The organism is Nitrospirota bacterium, from assembly GCA_016207885.1.
Classification (GTDB): Bacteria; Nitrospirota; Thermodesulfovibrionia; order UBA6902; family UBA6902; genus JACQZG01.
The window spans coordinates 74,275-87,672 of sequence record JACQZE010000023.1 but is presented as its reverse complement, the minus strand read 5'-3'; the positions used below and the strand labels follow the sequence as shown (position 1 = coordinate 87,672).

Sequence of the window (13,398 nt, the reverse complement as noted above, 5' to 3'; positions counted from 1 at the left end):
AATTCTGATATCCTTCATAATGACAAACAAACCTACAGAAAACATTAAACGAATCCTTATCCGCGGGGTCAACTGGATCGGTGATGCCGTGCTTACGATACCTGCAATAAGCGCGGTGCGGCATGAGTTCCCTGACGCTCATATAAGCCTGCTTGTCAAACCGTGGGTTGCGGATATTTTCAAAGAGAACCGCGACATAGATGAGATCATTCTTTACGAAAAAGAATATGACTCTCTTGCCGGTAAATTCAGGCTTGCAAAAGAGTTAAGGCAGAAGGGATTTGATAAGGTGATACTTCTTCAGAACGCCTTTGACGCGGCTCTTATAACATGGCTTGCCGGGATACCGGAACGTATCGGATACGCAAGAGACGCAAGAGGTTTTCTGCTCACTAAATCAATTCCGGTTGAGAAAGAGAGCCTGAAGAAACATCAGATAAATTACTACCTCGGCCTGCTGAATCAAGCCGGGATCGATGCCCGGTTCACTCATCCGTATATATATCTGACTGACAAAGAAAGGGAATGGGCAAGGTCACTTATAAACAGCTCGCCGCTTCAGATACAGAACTCTCCTATCATCGGTATCAATCCCGGAGCTGCTTACGGCTCTGCAAAAAGATGGATGCCTGAGAGCTTTGCAGAGGTGATAAAAAGGATAGTTGATGAACTTAACGGAAGGGTGATAATATTCGGCGGCCCTTCTGAAACAGAGATAGCCAATGAGATAGCTGGTCTCTGCCCTGGCCATTCAAAAGATATCATGATAATGGCAGGCAAGACAGATATCAGGCAGCTTGCTTCACTTATCTCAGAGTGCGACGCATTCATAACAAATGATTCCGGCCCTATGCATATGGCATCCGCTCTCCTTGTGCCGACCGTCGCCATATTCGGCTCGACCGACTCTACTGCAACAGGCCCGTTTGGAGAGGGGCATAAGATCATCACAAGTAATTTGCCATGCGCTCCATGTCTTGAGAGAGAGTGCCCTGAGGGACATCTTAAGTGCATGACCGGGATAACAGGCGATGAGGTATTCAGCGCTCTCATAGAAATATTGCCGAAAGAAAGAGCGGTCTTTCTGGACAAGGACGGCACTCTTATAGAAGATAAAAACTATCTCAACAGCTTTGATGATCTTGTCATACTGCCGAATATAAGAGAGGGGATTAAGAGGCTGAAAGATGCCGGCTTCAAACTTATCGGCATAACAAACCAGTCAGGCATTGCAAGGGGAATTGTGGATGAGAATTTTTTAATGGAATCCAACGCCTTTCTTCAGAAAGAGCTTGGGATAGATGACTTTTTCTATTGCCCTCATCACCCTGATGAAAAGTGCGATTGCAGAAAGCCCGAGCCTTTAATGCTGCTTAATGCGAGGCAGAAGCATAATATCAATCTGAAAAAATCATATATGATAGGTGATAAAGAACTGGATGTTCTGCTCGGGAAAAAGACAGGCGTGACAGGAATTTTATTAGCAAAAGAAGCTCCTGAAATCACAATCGCTTCTTATGTTGCCGCAGATATAAATCAAGCGGCTGACTGGATATTGGAAGAAGAGAAGAGAAAGTTATGAAGATACTTATCATAAAGCCCAGCTCTTTGGGAGACATTATTCACGCCCTCCCCTTTTTAAAGGCTGTGAAAGACACCTATCCTGAATCACAAGTCGACTGGGTGGTGAGCAAAAATCTTAAGGGCCTGCTTGAGGGGAATCCTCTGATCAACGAACTGATAGTCTTTGACAAGGACTCCATGAAGGCTTTAAAAAATCTTCCAAAAACCATAATTGAGATCAGGAAGTTTAAAAGAATACTGAACACTAAATATTATGAGATCATAGCAGACCTTCAGGGACTGCTGAGGAGCGGCCTTATAACGCATTTCACGCCCGGGGCTTTAAAGATAGGCTTTGCCGACGGCCGCGAAGGCAGTAGCCTGTTTTATGGCAAAAAGGTTTCAGCACAAAACGCCGTGCACGCCGTAGATAAAAATCTGCTCATTGCAAAGGCTATAGGCGCGTCAGTAAAGAAGATTGACTTCCCGCTCTATGTTAACAGCTCAGCCCGTGACAAGATAACGGAACTATTGAAAGACAGCAGTGAATATGTATTGATAGCCCCGTCTGCAAGGTGGATGAGCAAGCGATGGCCTCCTGAATACTTTGCCTCTCTCATATCTAAAATAAATATGCCGGTCGTTATTACCGGCAGCCTTTCAGACATGGCGATAGTTCAGGAGATAAAAGATGAATCTCCCGGAAAGATCATCGATCTCTGCGGCAAAACAGACCTGAAGGAACTCATCGCGCTTATAGACGGAGCCAGGGCCGTTGTGAGCAATGATTCAGGCCCGATGCATATCGCAGCCGCTTTGAATAAACCGGTCATCGCTTTCTTCGGCCCCACGGACTATGAAAAGACCGGGCCGTACGGATGGCAGAACAATAAAGACCTTAATGTGCTCAGGGCGTCGGCAAAGTGCAGCCCGTGTTTTAAAAGGAGATGCAAAGACCTCGTCTGCATGAAAGGGATAACTGTAGAAACCGCCTATAACGCATTAAGGAGATACTTATGAAAATAACTGCCGGAAGGTTCAGCATGATTTGTCTGATTTTCATCTCCTGCCTGTTTTTCTATTCACCGCCCTCTGAAGCAGGACAAAGGCTGCCTGAAAATTTTGTTTACCATATCTATTGGTCAGGGATCAAGGCGGGCAAGGCGACTATGGATTTTGCAAATACAGAAGAAGGGGTCAGGATAACGTCACATGAAACATCCACCTCATTTGTATCATTATTCTACAAGGTCGATGATATCGCGCAGAGCACCCTTTACAGTGACGGATTTCCAAAAAGCTACACGATAAGTATCCGGGAGGGACGGCACAGGAGGGAGAAGGCAACCGCTTTTGAAGTCCCTGTCGAAGACGGAAAACAGAAGGTTGTTTACAGAAATATCCTTGACAAAGAGACCGTTGAGTTCGAACTGGAAGGCAAGGCGTATGACGCATTATCAGCGCTTTACGAATTAAGAAAGCGGCCTTTGAAGGTCGGGGTGCCGGAATACCTGGATATATTCGAAGACAAAAAAACCTGGAAGACCGAGGTGCAGGTTATAAAGAAAGAGAAGATACGCGTGCCTGCCGGAGAGTTTGATACAATACTGATAAAGCCAATGTTTAGATCAGAGGGATTGTTCCTTAAAAAAGGAGATGTATATATCTGGCTTTCAGATGACGAGAAAAGGATACCTGTGATGATAGAGATCCAGACGAAGGCAGGGAATTTCAAAGTAAAGCTTTCAGAAGGTGCGTATTAACAATAAATTAATCATAGTTTTTTGATGTCATTCCGGCTCGTCCGGAATCCGCATCAAAAAAGATTCCCGACAAGCGGGAATGACAAAAATAATCGAGGAATTATTTTATAAAATAACTCATGCTTTCAGTTGCCATAATCACATATAACGAAGAAGAGAATATCCGGGACGCGCTTGAAAGCGTGGAGTGGGCTGATGAGATCGTGGTCGTTGATTCTTTCAGCACGGATAGGACTCAGGAGATATGCAGAGAGTACACCGACAAGGTTTATAGTGTAAAGTGGGCGGGTTTTTCAGCCCAGAAGAACACCGCCGTCAGCCTGACCACGCATCCATGGATCCTTGTCCTTGATGCTGATGAGCGCGTATCAGAAGATCTTAAGTCAGAGATAGTGAGAACGATGACAGGCACTGCTCCGGCAGACGGATATTACATCGCGCGCAAAAACTTCTTTTCAAATAAATGGATACGCCACGGCGGATGGTGGCCTGATTATACATTGAGGTTATTTAAACGTGAGAAAGGCGCGTTCGAGGATAGAGAGGTGCATGAGGCGATAAAGGTCAGCGGAAAGACAGCCCGCCTTGAGAACCCCATAATACACTACACTTACAGCGGTGTGGATGATTTCATGAAGAGGATGGAGAAGTATTCCGGCCTTGCCGCAAAAGAGCTTTATAAACAAAGGCGGAAAGCCTCTCTATTTGATCTTGTCTTCAGGCCGCCGGCGACTTTTATCAGGATGTATTTTCTACGGCTGGGAATGCTCGACGGCCTTTATGGCATAATATTAGCCTGTTTATATTCAGTTTATACTTTTAAAAAATATTCCAAATTCAGGAAGATAATTAAAGAGGCCGAGGGGAAGATATGAATATCGCCATTATAGGCACAGGATACGTCGGGTTAATAACCGGGGCATGTTTTGCAGAGTTCGGGTTTAATGTTACCTGCGTTGACAATGACGAAAAAAAGATAAGCAAATTAAAGAAAGGAAAGGTTCCCTTTTATGAACCGGGCCTTGAAGAGCTGCTTCACAACAACATAAAGGCAAAACGCATCAGCTTTACTTCATCTATAGCAAAAACCGTAGAGTCCTCACTGGTAATTTTTATCGCGGTAGGAACGCCTCCGCGCGGCGACGGCTCGGCAGATATGCGTCATGTGGAAGGTGTGGCAAGAGAGATATCAAACCACATCAACAGCTACAAGGTGATCGTCACTAAAAGCACCGTTCCCGTGGGCACCGGAGAAAAGATCCATAAGATCATCTCGAAACACTTGAAAGAGAGCGTAGACTTTGACATCGCCTCAAACCCGGAATTCCTCAGGGAGGGGGCGGGCATAGAAGACTTTATGAGGCCGAACAGGGTTGTCATAGGCACATCAAGCGATCGCGCGGCCGCGATAATGAAAGACCTCTATAAACCCCTGAACCTCATCGAAGTGCCGATAGTCATGACCGAGGTCAAGACAGCCGAGCTGATCAAGTACGCCTCAAACGCCTTTCTCGCAACCAAAATATCATTCATTAACGACCTGAGCAAACTGTGCGAAGCAGTCGGAGCCAATGTGCAGACGGTTGCAAAGGCGATGGGGCTTGACAGGCGTATAGGCCCGAAATTCCTTCATGCAGGCCCGGGATACGGCGGCTCCTGTTTTCCCAAGGACACGCTTGCCATCCTCCAGATAGCAAAACAATATGATGTTGAACTCGGCATAATAAAGTCTGTTGTAAATGCCAATGAAGAGCAGAAGGAGCGGTCTGTAAAAAAGATCAAGGCCGCTATGGGCAGTTTGAAGAACAAGACAGTATGCATTTTAGGGCTATCTTTCAAGCCGAATACAAATGATATAAGAGAAGCGCCGGCGATATTCATCATTGAAAAACTCATCAAGGCCGGTGCAAAGATAAGGGCCTTCGACCCTGTTGCAATGAATGACGCAAAAGATATTCTCCCTGACATAACTTATTGTAAAGACGCATACAACGCGGTCAAGGGTTCAGACGCTGTTGTAATCGTCACGGAATGGAACGAGTTCAGAAATCTTGACCTAAGCAAGATAAAGAAGCTGGCAAAAGGCAGCTTCTTCTTTGACCTCAGGAATATTTACGAACCTGATAATGCCAGAAAAGCAGGTTTCAAATACTTCTCTATAGGCAGAATATAAAATACCGGAATGAACGAAGACATAGACAAGGAAATTTCAAAAAAGTACTGCCCGAGATTCGGCATGATAGCTGTGGATATGGGATTTGTAACGCCGGACCAGTTAAAAGAGGCTCTCGCGAAACAGATAGAAGACGACCTCTCAGCCCGGCCTCACAGGGTTATAGGCAGGATATTTTTTGAAGATGGCCGGATGACCCATAAGCAGATTGAAACGGTCCTGAACAAGATGTTTAAGGAAACAAGGAAAGAAGAAACGGCCGATCGGCCTGAAACAGGATAATTGTCATATCCTCAATCAGCCTCTTTTTTTGCAAGAATTATCTCTATCCGGTTTCTTCCATTCTTCTTTGCCTTATATAATGCCCTGTCTGCAAAATCTATAAGCTCCCTGTATTCAATATCCTGGTGCTTCCATTCCAGATAACCGAGGCCGAGGCTTATGGTGACCTTTATGCCGTTGAAATCATGCTTCTCAACCGCGCTTCGAAGCCTTTCGGCAACCTCAAGCGCGTTCTCGTAAGACACATAAGGCAATATCGCGGCAAACTCTTCACCTCCGTAACGCGCAACAATATCGCTCATCCTGGTGCCTTTCTTCAGAAGCGCGGCTACTCCCTGAAGCACGCTGTCACCGGCAAGGTGCCCGTATGTGTCATTGACCTTCTTGAAGAAATCAATATCTATCATAATAAGCACCATATTGTGCCTGTACCTCTTTGCGCGGTCCACTTCCTCATTCATCCTGAGCTCAAAGAACTTGTGGTGGTACAGGCCTGTAAGCCCGTCGGTTATGGAATCCCTGTAAAGGAAGGCATTCTCTATCGCCACAGCGACCTGATTCGCAAGCGCGTAGAGCATTGACATATCATCGGCAAGAAAGACCCCTTCCTTCTTGTTGATCGCCTGTAGCACGCCTATGATCCTTTCTTTGGAACGGACAGGCACGCAAACCATATTCCTTGTGATAAAGCCGCTGCTCTCATCAGCGCCCTTGTAAAATCTCGGGTCAGCAGAAAGGTCATTTATGATAACAGGCTCTTCATTCTCCGCCACCCAGCCCGCGACCCCGAGCCCTTTTGCAAGCCTTATCGATTTTACCCTGTCCCCCTTCTCGCCCAATGCGACTTCAAAGAAGAGCTCTCCTGTCTCAGTGTCTAAAAGAAGCAGGCTGCCGGCCTCTGCATTAAGCAGCTTGGTGGCCGCCTCTATCGCCTTCTTCCTGATAGAGACGGGGTCAAGGGTGGAGTTGATGAGCGCAGCCATCTCGATGAGGGTGTCAAGCTGATTTATCTTGTTATCTTTATCTTCAGGCATTATATTATTTGCAATTCATCAGGATCAGGTTCCTGATGCCCCCTCCGTGCGGGAGGAGAAACTCTTTTACATCTTTAATAAACTTTCCGGATTCCGGATGCTCCTTAAGCTCTTCTGAATAATTCGGCCCCTTGCTCACGATCATAACACCGCCCGGCCTGATATAAGGAGAGGCTGCATTTATATAATCCATTATACTAAATGTCGCCCTTGAGACAATAACATCAAAATAATTATGAAAATCCCCACCCATCTCTTCAGCCCTCATTTGCAGGACAGTTACACCGTTAAGCCCAAGCACCCTTACGATATTCCTGAGAAACGCAGCCTTCTTTCTTGAAGGCTCTACAAGCGTCATCTCAATGTCAGGCCTGATGATCTTTATGGGAATACCGGGAAAGCCTGCGCCTGTCCCGATATCAGCCGCCTTCAGCACATTGTCAGGAAAAACCTTCAGATACAGAAGCGAGTCCAGGAAATGCTTGATGATTATATCTTCATAAGTCTTTAATGAGGTGAGGTTATACGCCTTGTTCCACTTCTTAAGTTCTGAAAGCAGTGTCAGAAGGTCATCTGCCTGTTTTTTTGAGCAGGAGAGCCCAAGCTCATCAATTCCCTTTAATAGAAGTTCTTCTGCATTCATTATATCCCCCTCTTAGGCAAAGAGGGGCAAGGGGAGATTTTACGAATAATTAAGTAAAACATAATCTTTAAAATCCCCCTCAATCCCCCTTTGCTAAAGTGGGAAGCATGTCATCAGAGTTTTATAAACAGCCACTGCTTATCTTTCAGATGTACAAGGCTGTAAGCGCCATTAACACGTTTGCCCTTCAGTTCAAAGACAAGCCTCTTGTCAGTTTCAGATTCAAGCCCATATACACCTTTGTCCCATACCTTTACCGTTCCTGCCCCGTACTCGCCTTCAGGGATCGTGCCCTCAAAATCAATATAGCTGAGTTGGTGGTCTTCCACCTGAATAGCAAGGCGTTTAATTCCCTTCCTCTCAGGCACGCCTTTAGGCACAGCCCAGCTCTTTAAGACGCCGTCTTTTTCAAGCCTGAAGTCCCAGTGCAGATGTGATGCGTGATGTTCCTGAACAACAAAACGGCTCATCTTACCGTCCCGATATGCACGGCTGCGATGCCGAGTGTTAATTTGTAATATCTGACATCCGCAAGCCCTGTCTCCTCCATAGTCTTTTTAAGATCGTCAGGCGACGGGAATGCGAGCATGGATTGGGGCAGATATTTGTACGCTCCCATCTTGCCTGAGATAACACCTCCGATAAATGGGAGGACTCTTGAGATATAAAAACGATAGAACGGCTTGATGATGCGGTTCTGCACAGTTGTGAACTCCAGTATCACGACCCTGCCGCCCTTCTTCACAACCCTGCCCATCTCGCTGATGCCCTTTTTATAATCCTGCACATTCCTGATGCCGAAGGCGATTATCGAACCGTCAAAAGTGTTATCTTCAAACGGCAGAGCGGCCGCATCTCCGAAACGCATATCTATCCTCTCGCCAAGTCCGGCATTGCTGACCTTCGCCTTACCGATCTCCAGCATGCCCTCGCTGAAATCAACTCCTGCCACCTTTGAACCGGGAATCCTTCTGACTATCTCAAGCGCCACATCGCCAGTGCCTGTTGCGACATCAAGATAACGGGCATTTGCGGATCCCGGAAGTTGATCTATCGCAAACCTCCTCCAGCTCCTGTCTATGCCGAGGCTCAGCACCATATTCAGAAAGTCATAGCGGTGCGCTATAGTCGTGAACATCGTCTGTATCTTTACAGGGTCTTTTTCTGAACTGTCCATTTTGTTATATGAGTAACACCCCAACCGTTTTAACTTCAACGGGGCGCTCTTCCCTCAATCAACCATTTCCAGACCGGCACCAGTCTTATCGTAACACCATCTTTCTTTATTTCATCTTCCTGATGGAGTGTTATTATTGTGCCGGTCTTCAGTTTACATGTGAGCGCCGCCTCCAGCACACCCTTGATCTCTCTTTCCTCATTCACCCCTCTGCGAAGCTCCCTGCTCACCTGAATTGCCTCGGTTATCTTTGATCCCGTTCTTAAAAGAAAATCACATTCGTTTTTGCCCCTGAAATAGAATATCTCCTGTCCCCGGCGCTTAAGTTCGATATAGACTAAGTTTTCAAGAAGCCTGCCGCTGTCTTCCGAAAAATAAAAAGAGACCGCGTTTCTGAGCCCGTTGTCTATGACATACATCTTCTTTCCCGTGGAAACCTGTTTTTTCAGGGAGTAGTCATATCTCGGCAGCTCAAAGACAAGATATGCCTCCTGCATGAATTCTATGTAATTCGTTACCGAGGTGACACTCTTGAATCCAAGCCCGTTTTTCAGGGAGTTGTAACTCATTTCCTTTGTGAAATTCGAAAAAATAAATGATGACAGATTCTTAAAGGCTTTGACTTCCCTGATCTTGAAGCGCACAAGAATATCTCTGTATAGTATGTCGTCATAAACCCTTTTCAGGGATTCAGGGTCATTGTACCGTACAAACTCAGGCAGCCCGCCCTTTTTCAAATATTCATCAAAATGCCGCAATATAGCCGCCCTTCCCCCGGATGATACAACGCTATATTGAACACCGTGAAAATCGAGAAATTCCAAAAAGGAAAAAGGATACAATTCTATCTTCGCATATCTCCCGGTAAGGTGTGTGGCAAGCTCGGAGCTAAGGAGCCTGGCGTTGGAACCCGTAAGAAATATTTTATACCCTTCGTCATGGAGCCTTCTCACAAACCGTTCCCATCCCGCTATATTCTGCACCTCGTCTATAAATATGGTATTAGCAGTATACAGTTTCTGAAAAACGACCATCAGGTTGCGAAAGTCTTCAACTGAAAAGTTAATGAACCGTTCGTCGTCGAAATTTACATAATAATATTCCTTGACTCTCCCGGCAAACTGAGACAGCAGGGTTGATTTCCCGCTTCTCCTGATGCCGGATATGACCGTAATCTGTTTAGTTTTGAGGTAGCTGTCAAAGTCAACATGGCGGGGGATCCCTGAATCTTTCTTGCTGAAATACGCAAGCTGGTCGTTCACTACCTCTTCAATAAGGGATATGTTAGCCATGACTTATTTTACATTGGCAATGTTTATTAATCAATATTATCACTATTGGCAATGTTGACCTGTGAAGCTGACTGATAGCAAACCTCCTCCAGCTCCTGTCTATGCCGAGGCTCAGCACCATATTCAGAAAGTCATAGCGGTGCGCAATAGTCGTGAACATCGTCTGTGTCTTTACAGGGTCTTTTTCTGAACTGTCCATTTTAGTTATATTAACACCCCGACTCCCTCTTAAATTGCCGCCTATCTCGTCAACACCGGATACAACTCCGGGAAAAACCATCCTGCCGCATGAATAGGCAATCCCAACCTGATCTCTCCCTTCGGCGTATCTGAAACCAGCAACCCCTCCTCAAGAAGCATCCCCAGCAGGCTTCGTCCTGTGCGTTCCTTCAACCCTGAAGCCTGAATGACATCACCCCGCGTCGAGACGCCGTGTATCAGTACCTCCTGAAGCATTCCGGATGCCTCTGGCCGGAGAGGCTGTTTTTCGCCAGATGGCCCGGGGACCATGCCCCTGTTTCTAAGGTCAACATAGTGCCTTATCCGCTGAATGAGTTCTTCGAGCTTCAACAGGCCGCTCATATATTCCACCTGGTCAAGGCAGACTTCCAGAAAAAATCGGCAGAAGTGTATCAGCCCTTCATTCGACAAATTCCCTCTGCCGTCGAGGTCATTGCGCCGTGGAGCATCCGCCCATGTGAGCGCAGCCTTATAGTCAGCGTTCCGGCGGGCAAGCCCGCGGCTCACTGACCAGAGACCGTAGCCGAGAACTGGAATCCGATGAAAATATGCCTCTGTAAATAGACGAGCCACCCGGCCGTTGCCGTCGAGGAAAGGATGTATCCACATGAATCGATGATGAGCGGCTGCTGTTGCAACGAGCTTTGCCGCGCCATGATGATGTTCCGGCGCATAAAATTCTCCGAATCGATCAAGTAGGCCACCAAGAGAACCACTTTTCGGCGGAATGTGCCGTCCGACTTTTACCGCTTCTTTGCGAAACTCGCCAGGCACAACCCTGCTTTCGCGGCCTGTATCAGGATTCTTCACGATCAGAAACTCCCCGGGCAATTGGTTATAAAATTCCCGGTGTATATAACAAAGAAATTCCTGACTTGCGATATTGGACTCAGGCTCATCCTGTAATCTTTTTTCCATCTCTCTTTGAACAGTAATATGAGCAACACTCTCTAATTGTAGATTACGCTTTGCCGGTTCAGTATCGTACTTCTTCTGCATCGCGCGGACAATGTCATATGGATGAGTGTTATGTCCCTCGATCAGATTGGAATAATAACTGTTGATTATCCGGAGCAATTCATGCAGCGAACGGAGCGTGACAGGATGCTGCCGGCTGCCAAGGGCAGCGGACTTCTGGATTACAGACAGGGCGAGGTCGTGAAGCTCCTCTGCATTTTCAGGATAAAGAGGAGTCATTTTGTTTATTGCTAAAGACATATCAATCTCATATTGCCGATTTAATTACCTGTTTATTATCCTTAATAAATTTATATTAAACAATTAGTTATTGTAAGTCAATAGAGAAATAATGTATATAGTATTGCCGATATATATGCCGATTATAGACAAGCCTTAACCCGGCCTTTTTTAAAGGTATCAAAGACCATTATATAAACACCCCCGGTCTCCGACTCTCCCCCTCTGCCTGAGGCACCTACCTCTGGTTAAGATAAGGGGGGGGGTAAAGGGGAGTTATGATTTTTCGTAGGGCGAGAAGGAGTTATGTTAAAGGTGTGAAATGAGTTTAAAATACATGCGCCGGCATGACAGACAGGCAATATGCTGCTTAAATATTTTTAAGCACAACCATCCTGTTATAGAATTCACACTTCTTGCAGTCGCCCAGTTTCTGGGCAATGGCGCCGCAGACTTTTCCGCCGCAAAATGTCCCGGATACAGCCCAGCATATGCGCCCATAATTAGGGTAGGCAGGGCATTTTGTGAGCGCCGCGCCCTCTGTCTTTTCCACGCCGCACTTGAGAAATTCCCAGCATTTTATCTTGGATCCTTCTTCTTTGCTCTGATAAGGGAAGAACAGTTTAAAAGATGTGCCCCTGCCTAATTTGCTCTCAACCCTTATTAATCCGCAGTGCTCATCCATGATCTTTTTGCATATGGAAAGGCCGAGGCCTGTGCCGGAGCCTATCTCCTTAGAAGAATAAAACGGCTCAAAGATCATGCTTAATTTATCCTCCGTTATGCCGCAGCCTGTGTCGGCTATCTCCACCACCAGATAATTGACTGAATTCAATTCATACATAAATGCCTTTAGCTGTAACGTGCCTCCCCGGGGCATCGCATCAATTGCGTTTGAGATAAGATTATTCACCGCCTGCCTGGCCTGGTCCCTGTCCACTAAAATATCAGGAAGCGATCCGTCGATCTTCTCCTCTATGGCTATTGATTTGTCCGCGCACATCTCATCAAAGATATGGAGCGATTCCTTTATGATCCCGCTTATCGCCTGATGCTTCATGCTGTATTTAACGTCTTTTGAAAAGGTGAGTATATCTCTCAAGATCCGTTCCAGCCTGTTAACCTCTGCTATGATGATCTTTGCGTACTCTTTTTCTTTCAGGATATTCTGAACATACTCCTTTTCATTGGTCATATGCGACAATTCATGTTCAAGGCGCCTCGCAAAACCTCCTATGGATGTCAGCGGATTTCTTATCTCATGAGCTACGTCCGCCGCCATTCTTCCCAGTTCTGACATCTTCTCCACCTGGACAAGCCTTCCATGGATATTCTGCAGCTCAACAATATAATTTTTCAGGCTCACATTCAGGTTTGAAATCTCAGAGCTGTCTCTCTTTAACCTCTGGGACAGCATGCCGAGCGGGATCGCCACCAGAAACAGCGACGCGATACTGACGGAGATATCAGCCCAGTAGTGGGTGGTGAAGTCAAAATCTCCGCTTGCAAGATAAAGCGATGAGGCCACAGCGGATATGGCAGCGCCGGGCGCAAGGCCGTAATAGAAGGAATAAAGGGCTGTCATAAGGTAAAACCCTATCAGGAAATGGCTGTCAAATCCGCCTGTAAGCCTGACCAGCAGAAAAGTGAAGAGAAAGTCGAAAAAGAGGAAAAACACATGGATGTTCCTTTTTTTCTCCGGATAAAAGAAGAGCAAAAGATAAATGAGGATAGAGTAAACGGAAAAACAGACAAAAAGATTGCTGAGATCCTCAAGGCCTTCCCGGGGGATATTAGAGAAAACAAGCCATATGATTCCGCCGCAGAGAATTATAAGCCGCAAAAAGAGAAAAGCTGCGTCAGCCATCTCCACGTATGGCCTGGCGGCATCCCATTTTGTTTTAAGAGTCGTGAAAATATCCAGGATCATGTTTTTAATTTCCTGCGTACTACCCATTATACATCAGAAGGCCTGAGAAAGAACCATATAATTTCGACATATTAAGCCGCACCGTCAGTTTGAAAGTTACTCCC

The 13,398-nt window shown here is 46.1% G+C and carries 14 protein-coding genes; 6 read left to right on the top strand and 8 right to left on the bottom strand.

Annotated features, from left to right (window positions below; all coding sequences use genetic code 11):
* The first annotated feature begins 19 nt into the window (after positions 1 to 19).
* The 6 genes from waaF (HY807_10400) (at position 20) to HY807_10375 (ending at position 5,781) form a co-directional block, all read left to right on the top strand.
* Positions 20 to 1,582 (top strand): lipopolysaccharide heptosyltransferase II, encoded by a 1,563-nt coding sequence (waaF, locus tag HY807_10400; GenBank protein MBI4826811.1) that lies wholly within the window; start codon positions 20 to 22, stop codon positions 1,580 to 1,582.
* On the top strand, positions 1,579 to 2,583 hold the full coding sequence (gene waaF / locus HY807_10395) for a lipopolysaccharide heptosyltransferase II (protein ID MBI4826810.1): 1,005 nt from the start codon (positions 1,579 to 1,581) through the stop codon (positions 2,581 to 2,583). Before waaF (HY807_10400) ends, waaF (HY807_10395) begins: the two co-directional genes overlap by 4 nt.
* On the top strand, positions 2,580 to 3,326 hold the full coding sequence (locus HY807_10390) for a DUF3108 domain-containing protein (GenBank protein ID MBI4826809.1): 747 nt from the start codon (positions 2,580 to 2,582) through the stop codon (positions 3,324 to 3,326). The genes waaF (HY807_10395) and HY807_10390 overlap by 4 nt, the downstream gene beginning before the upstream one ends.
* A 119-nt stretch (positions 3,327 to 3,445) precedes the next feature.
* Entirely contained in the window at positions 3,446 to 4,201 is a 756-nt protein-coding gene (locus HY807_10385; protein ID MBI4826808.1) for a glycosyltransferase family 2 protein, read from the top strand.
* Positions 4,198 to 5,499 (top strand): UDP-glucose/GDP-mannose dehydrogenase family protein, encoded by a 1,302-nt coding sequence (locus HY807_10380; protein ID MBI4826807.1) that lies wholly within the window; start codon positions 4,198 to 4,200, stop codon positions 5,497 to 5,499. The genes HY807_10385 and HY807_10380 overlap by 4 nt, the downstream gene beginning before the upstream one ends.
* Before the next feature lie 9 nt (positions 5,500 to 5,508).
* Positions 5,509 to 5,781, top strand: coding sequence for a hypothetical protein (locus HY807_10375; GenBank protein ID MBI4826806.1), 273 nt, complete (start codon positions 5,509 to 5,511; stop codon positions 5,779 to 5,781).
* 11 nt (positions 5,782 to 5,792) lie between these two features.
* Here the strand turns inward: HY807_10375 and HY807_10370 are convergent, their stop codons facing one another.
* The 8 genes from HY807_10370 to HY807_10335 all read right to left on the bottom strand — a co-directional run bounded on the left by HY807_10370 (position 5,793) and on the right by HY807_10335 (position 13,294).
* Positions 5,793 to 6,815, bottom strand: coding sequence for a sensor domain-containing diguanylate cyclase (locus HY807_10370; protein MBI4826805.1), 1,023 nt, complete (start codon positions 6,813 to 6,815; stop codon positions 5,793 to 5,795).
* A gap of 4 nt (positions 6,816 to 6,819) precedes the next feature.
* On the bottom strand, positions 6,820 to 7,458 hold the full coding sequence (rsmG, locus tag HY807_10365; GenBank protein ID MBI4826804.1) for a 16S rRNA (guanine(527)-N(7))-methyltransferase RsmG: 639 nt from the start codon (positions 7,456 to 7,458) through the stop codon (positions 6,820 to 6,822).
* Positions 7,459 to 7,571: 113 nt separating this feature from the next.
* Positions 7,572 to 7,928 (bottom strand): 3'-phosphoesterase, encoded by a 357-nt coding sequence (locus HY807_10360; protein MBI4826803.1) that lies wholly within the window; start codon positions 7,926 to 7,928, stop codon positions 7,572 to 7,574.
* Complete coding sequence (gene ubiE, locus HY807_10355; GenBank protein ID MBI4826802.1) at positions 7,925 to 8,635, bottom strand: bifunctional demethylmenaquinone methyltransferase/2-methoxy-6-polyprenyl-1,4-benzoquinol methylase UbiE; 711 nt, start codon at positions 8,633 to 8,635, stop codon at positions 7,925 to 7,927. The genes HY807_10360 and ubiE overlap by 4 nt, the downstream gene beginning before the upstream one ends.
* A gap of 35 nt (positions 8,636 to 8,670) precedes the next feature.
* Entirely contained in the window at positions 8,671 to 9,927 is a 1,257-nt protein-coding gene (locus tag HY807_10350) for an ATP-binding protein (GenBank protein ID MBI4826801.1), read from the bottom strand.
* Positions 9,920 to 10,126, bottom strand: a complete 207-nt coding sequence (locus HY807_10345; protein MBI4826800.1) for a class I SAM-dependent methyltransferase — start codon at positions 10,124 to 10,126, stop codon at positions 9,920 to 9,922. Before HY807_10345 ends, HY807_10350 begins: the two co-directional genes overlap by 8 nt.
* Positions 10,127 to 10,167: 41 nt before the next feature.
* Positions 10,168 to 11,385: a Fic family protein gene (locus tag HY807_10340; protein MBI4826799.1), complete on the bottom strand. Its 1,218-nt coding sequence runs from the start codon at positions 11,383 to 11,385 to the stop codon at positions 10,168 to 10,170.
* Between the two features lie 349 nt (positions 11,386 to 11,734).
* Positions 11,735 to 13,294: a sensor histidine kinase gene (locus HY807_10335; protein ID MBI4826798.1), complete on the bottom strand. Its 1,560-nt coding sequence runs from the start codon at positions 13,292 to 13,294 to the stop codon at positions 11,735 to 11,737.
* Positions 13,295 to 13,398 lie beyond the last annotated feature (104 nt).

Bases quoted from the DNA above. Each gene is read 5' to 3' on its own strand.
- HY807_10345 (MBI4826800.1), bottom strand. From the start codon at position 10,126: ATGGACAGTTCAGAAAAAGACCCTGTAAAGACACAGACGATGTTCACG.
- HY807_10360 (MBI4826803.1), bottom strand. From the start codon at position 7,928: ATGAGCCGTTTTGTTGTTCAGGAACATCACGCATCACATCTGCACTGG.
- waaF (MBI4826811.1), top strand. From the start codon at position 20: ATGACAAACAAACCTACAGAAAACATTAAACGAATCCTTATCCGCGGG.
- HY807_10390 (MBI4826809.1), top strand. From the start codon at position 2,580: ATGAAAATAACTGCCGGAAGGTTCAGCATGATTTGTCTGATTTTCATC.
- HY807_10380 (MBI4826807.1), top strand. From the start codon at position 4,198: ATGAATATCGCCATTATAGGCACAGGATACGTCGGGTTAATAACCGGG.
- HY807_10335 (MBI4826798.1), bottom strand. From the start codon at position 13,294: ATGATCCTGGATATTTTCACGACTCTTAAAACAAAATGGGATGCCGCC.
- HY807_10385 (MBI4826808.1), top strand. From the start codon at position 3,446: ATGCTTTCAGTTGCCATAATCACATATAACGAAGAAGAGAATATCCGG.
- HY807_10370 (MBI4826805.1), bottom strand. From the start codon at position 6,815: ATGCCTGAAGATAAAGATAACAAGATAAATCAGCTTGACACCCTCATC.
- HY807_10375 (MBI4826806.1), top strand. From the start codon at position 5,509: ATGAACGAAGACATAGACAAGGAAATTTCAAAAAAGTACTGCCCGAGA.
- ubiE (MBI4826802.1), bottom strand. From the start codon at position 8,635: ATGGACAGTTCAGAAAAAGACCCTGTAAAGATACAGACGATGTTCACG.
- rsmG (MBI4826804.1), bottom strand. From the start codon at position 7,458: ATGAATGCAGAAGAACTTCTATTAAAGGGAATTGATGAGCTTGGGCTC.
- waaF (MBI4826810.1), top strand. From the start codon at position 1,579: ATGAAGATACTTATCATAAAGCCCAGCTCTTTGGGAGACATTATTCAC.
- HY807_10340 (MBI4826799.1), bottom strand. From the start codon at position 11,385: ATGTCTTTAGCAATAAACAAAATGACTCCTCTTTATCCTGAAAATGCA.
- HY807_10350 (MBI4826801.1), bottom strand. From the start codon at position 9,927: ATGGCTAACATATCCCTTATTGAAGAGGTAGTGAACGACCAGCTTGCG.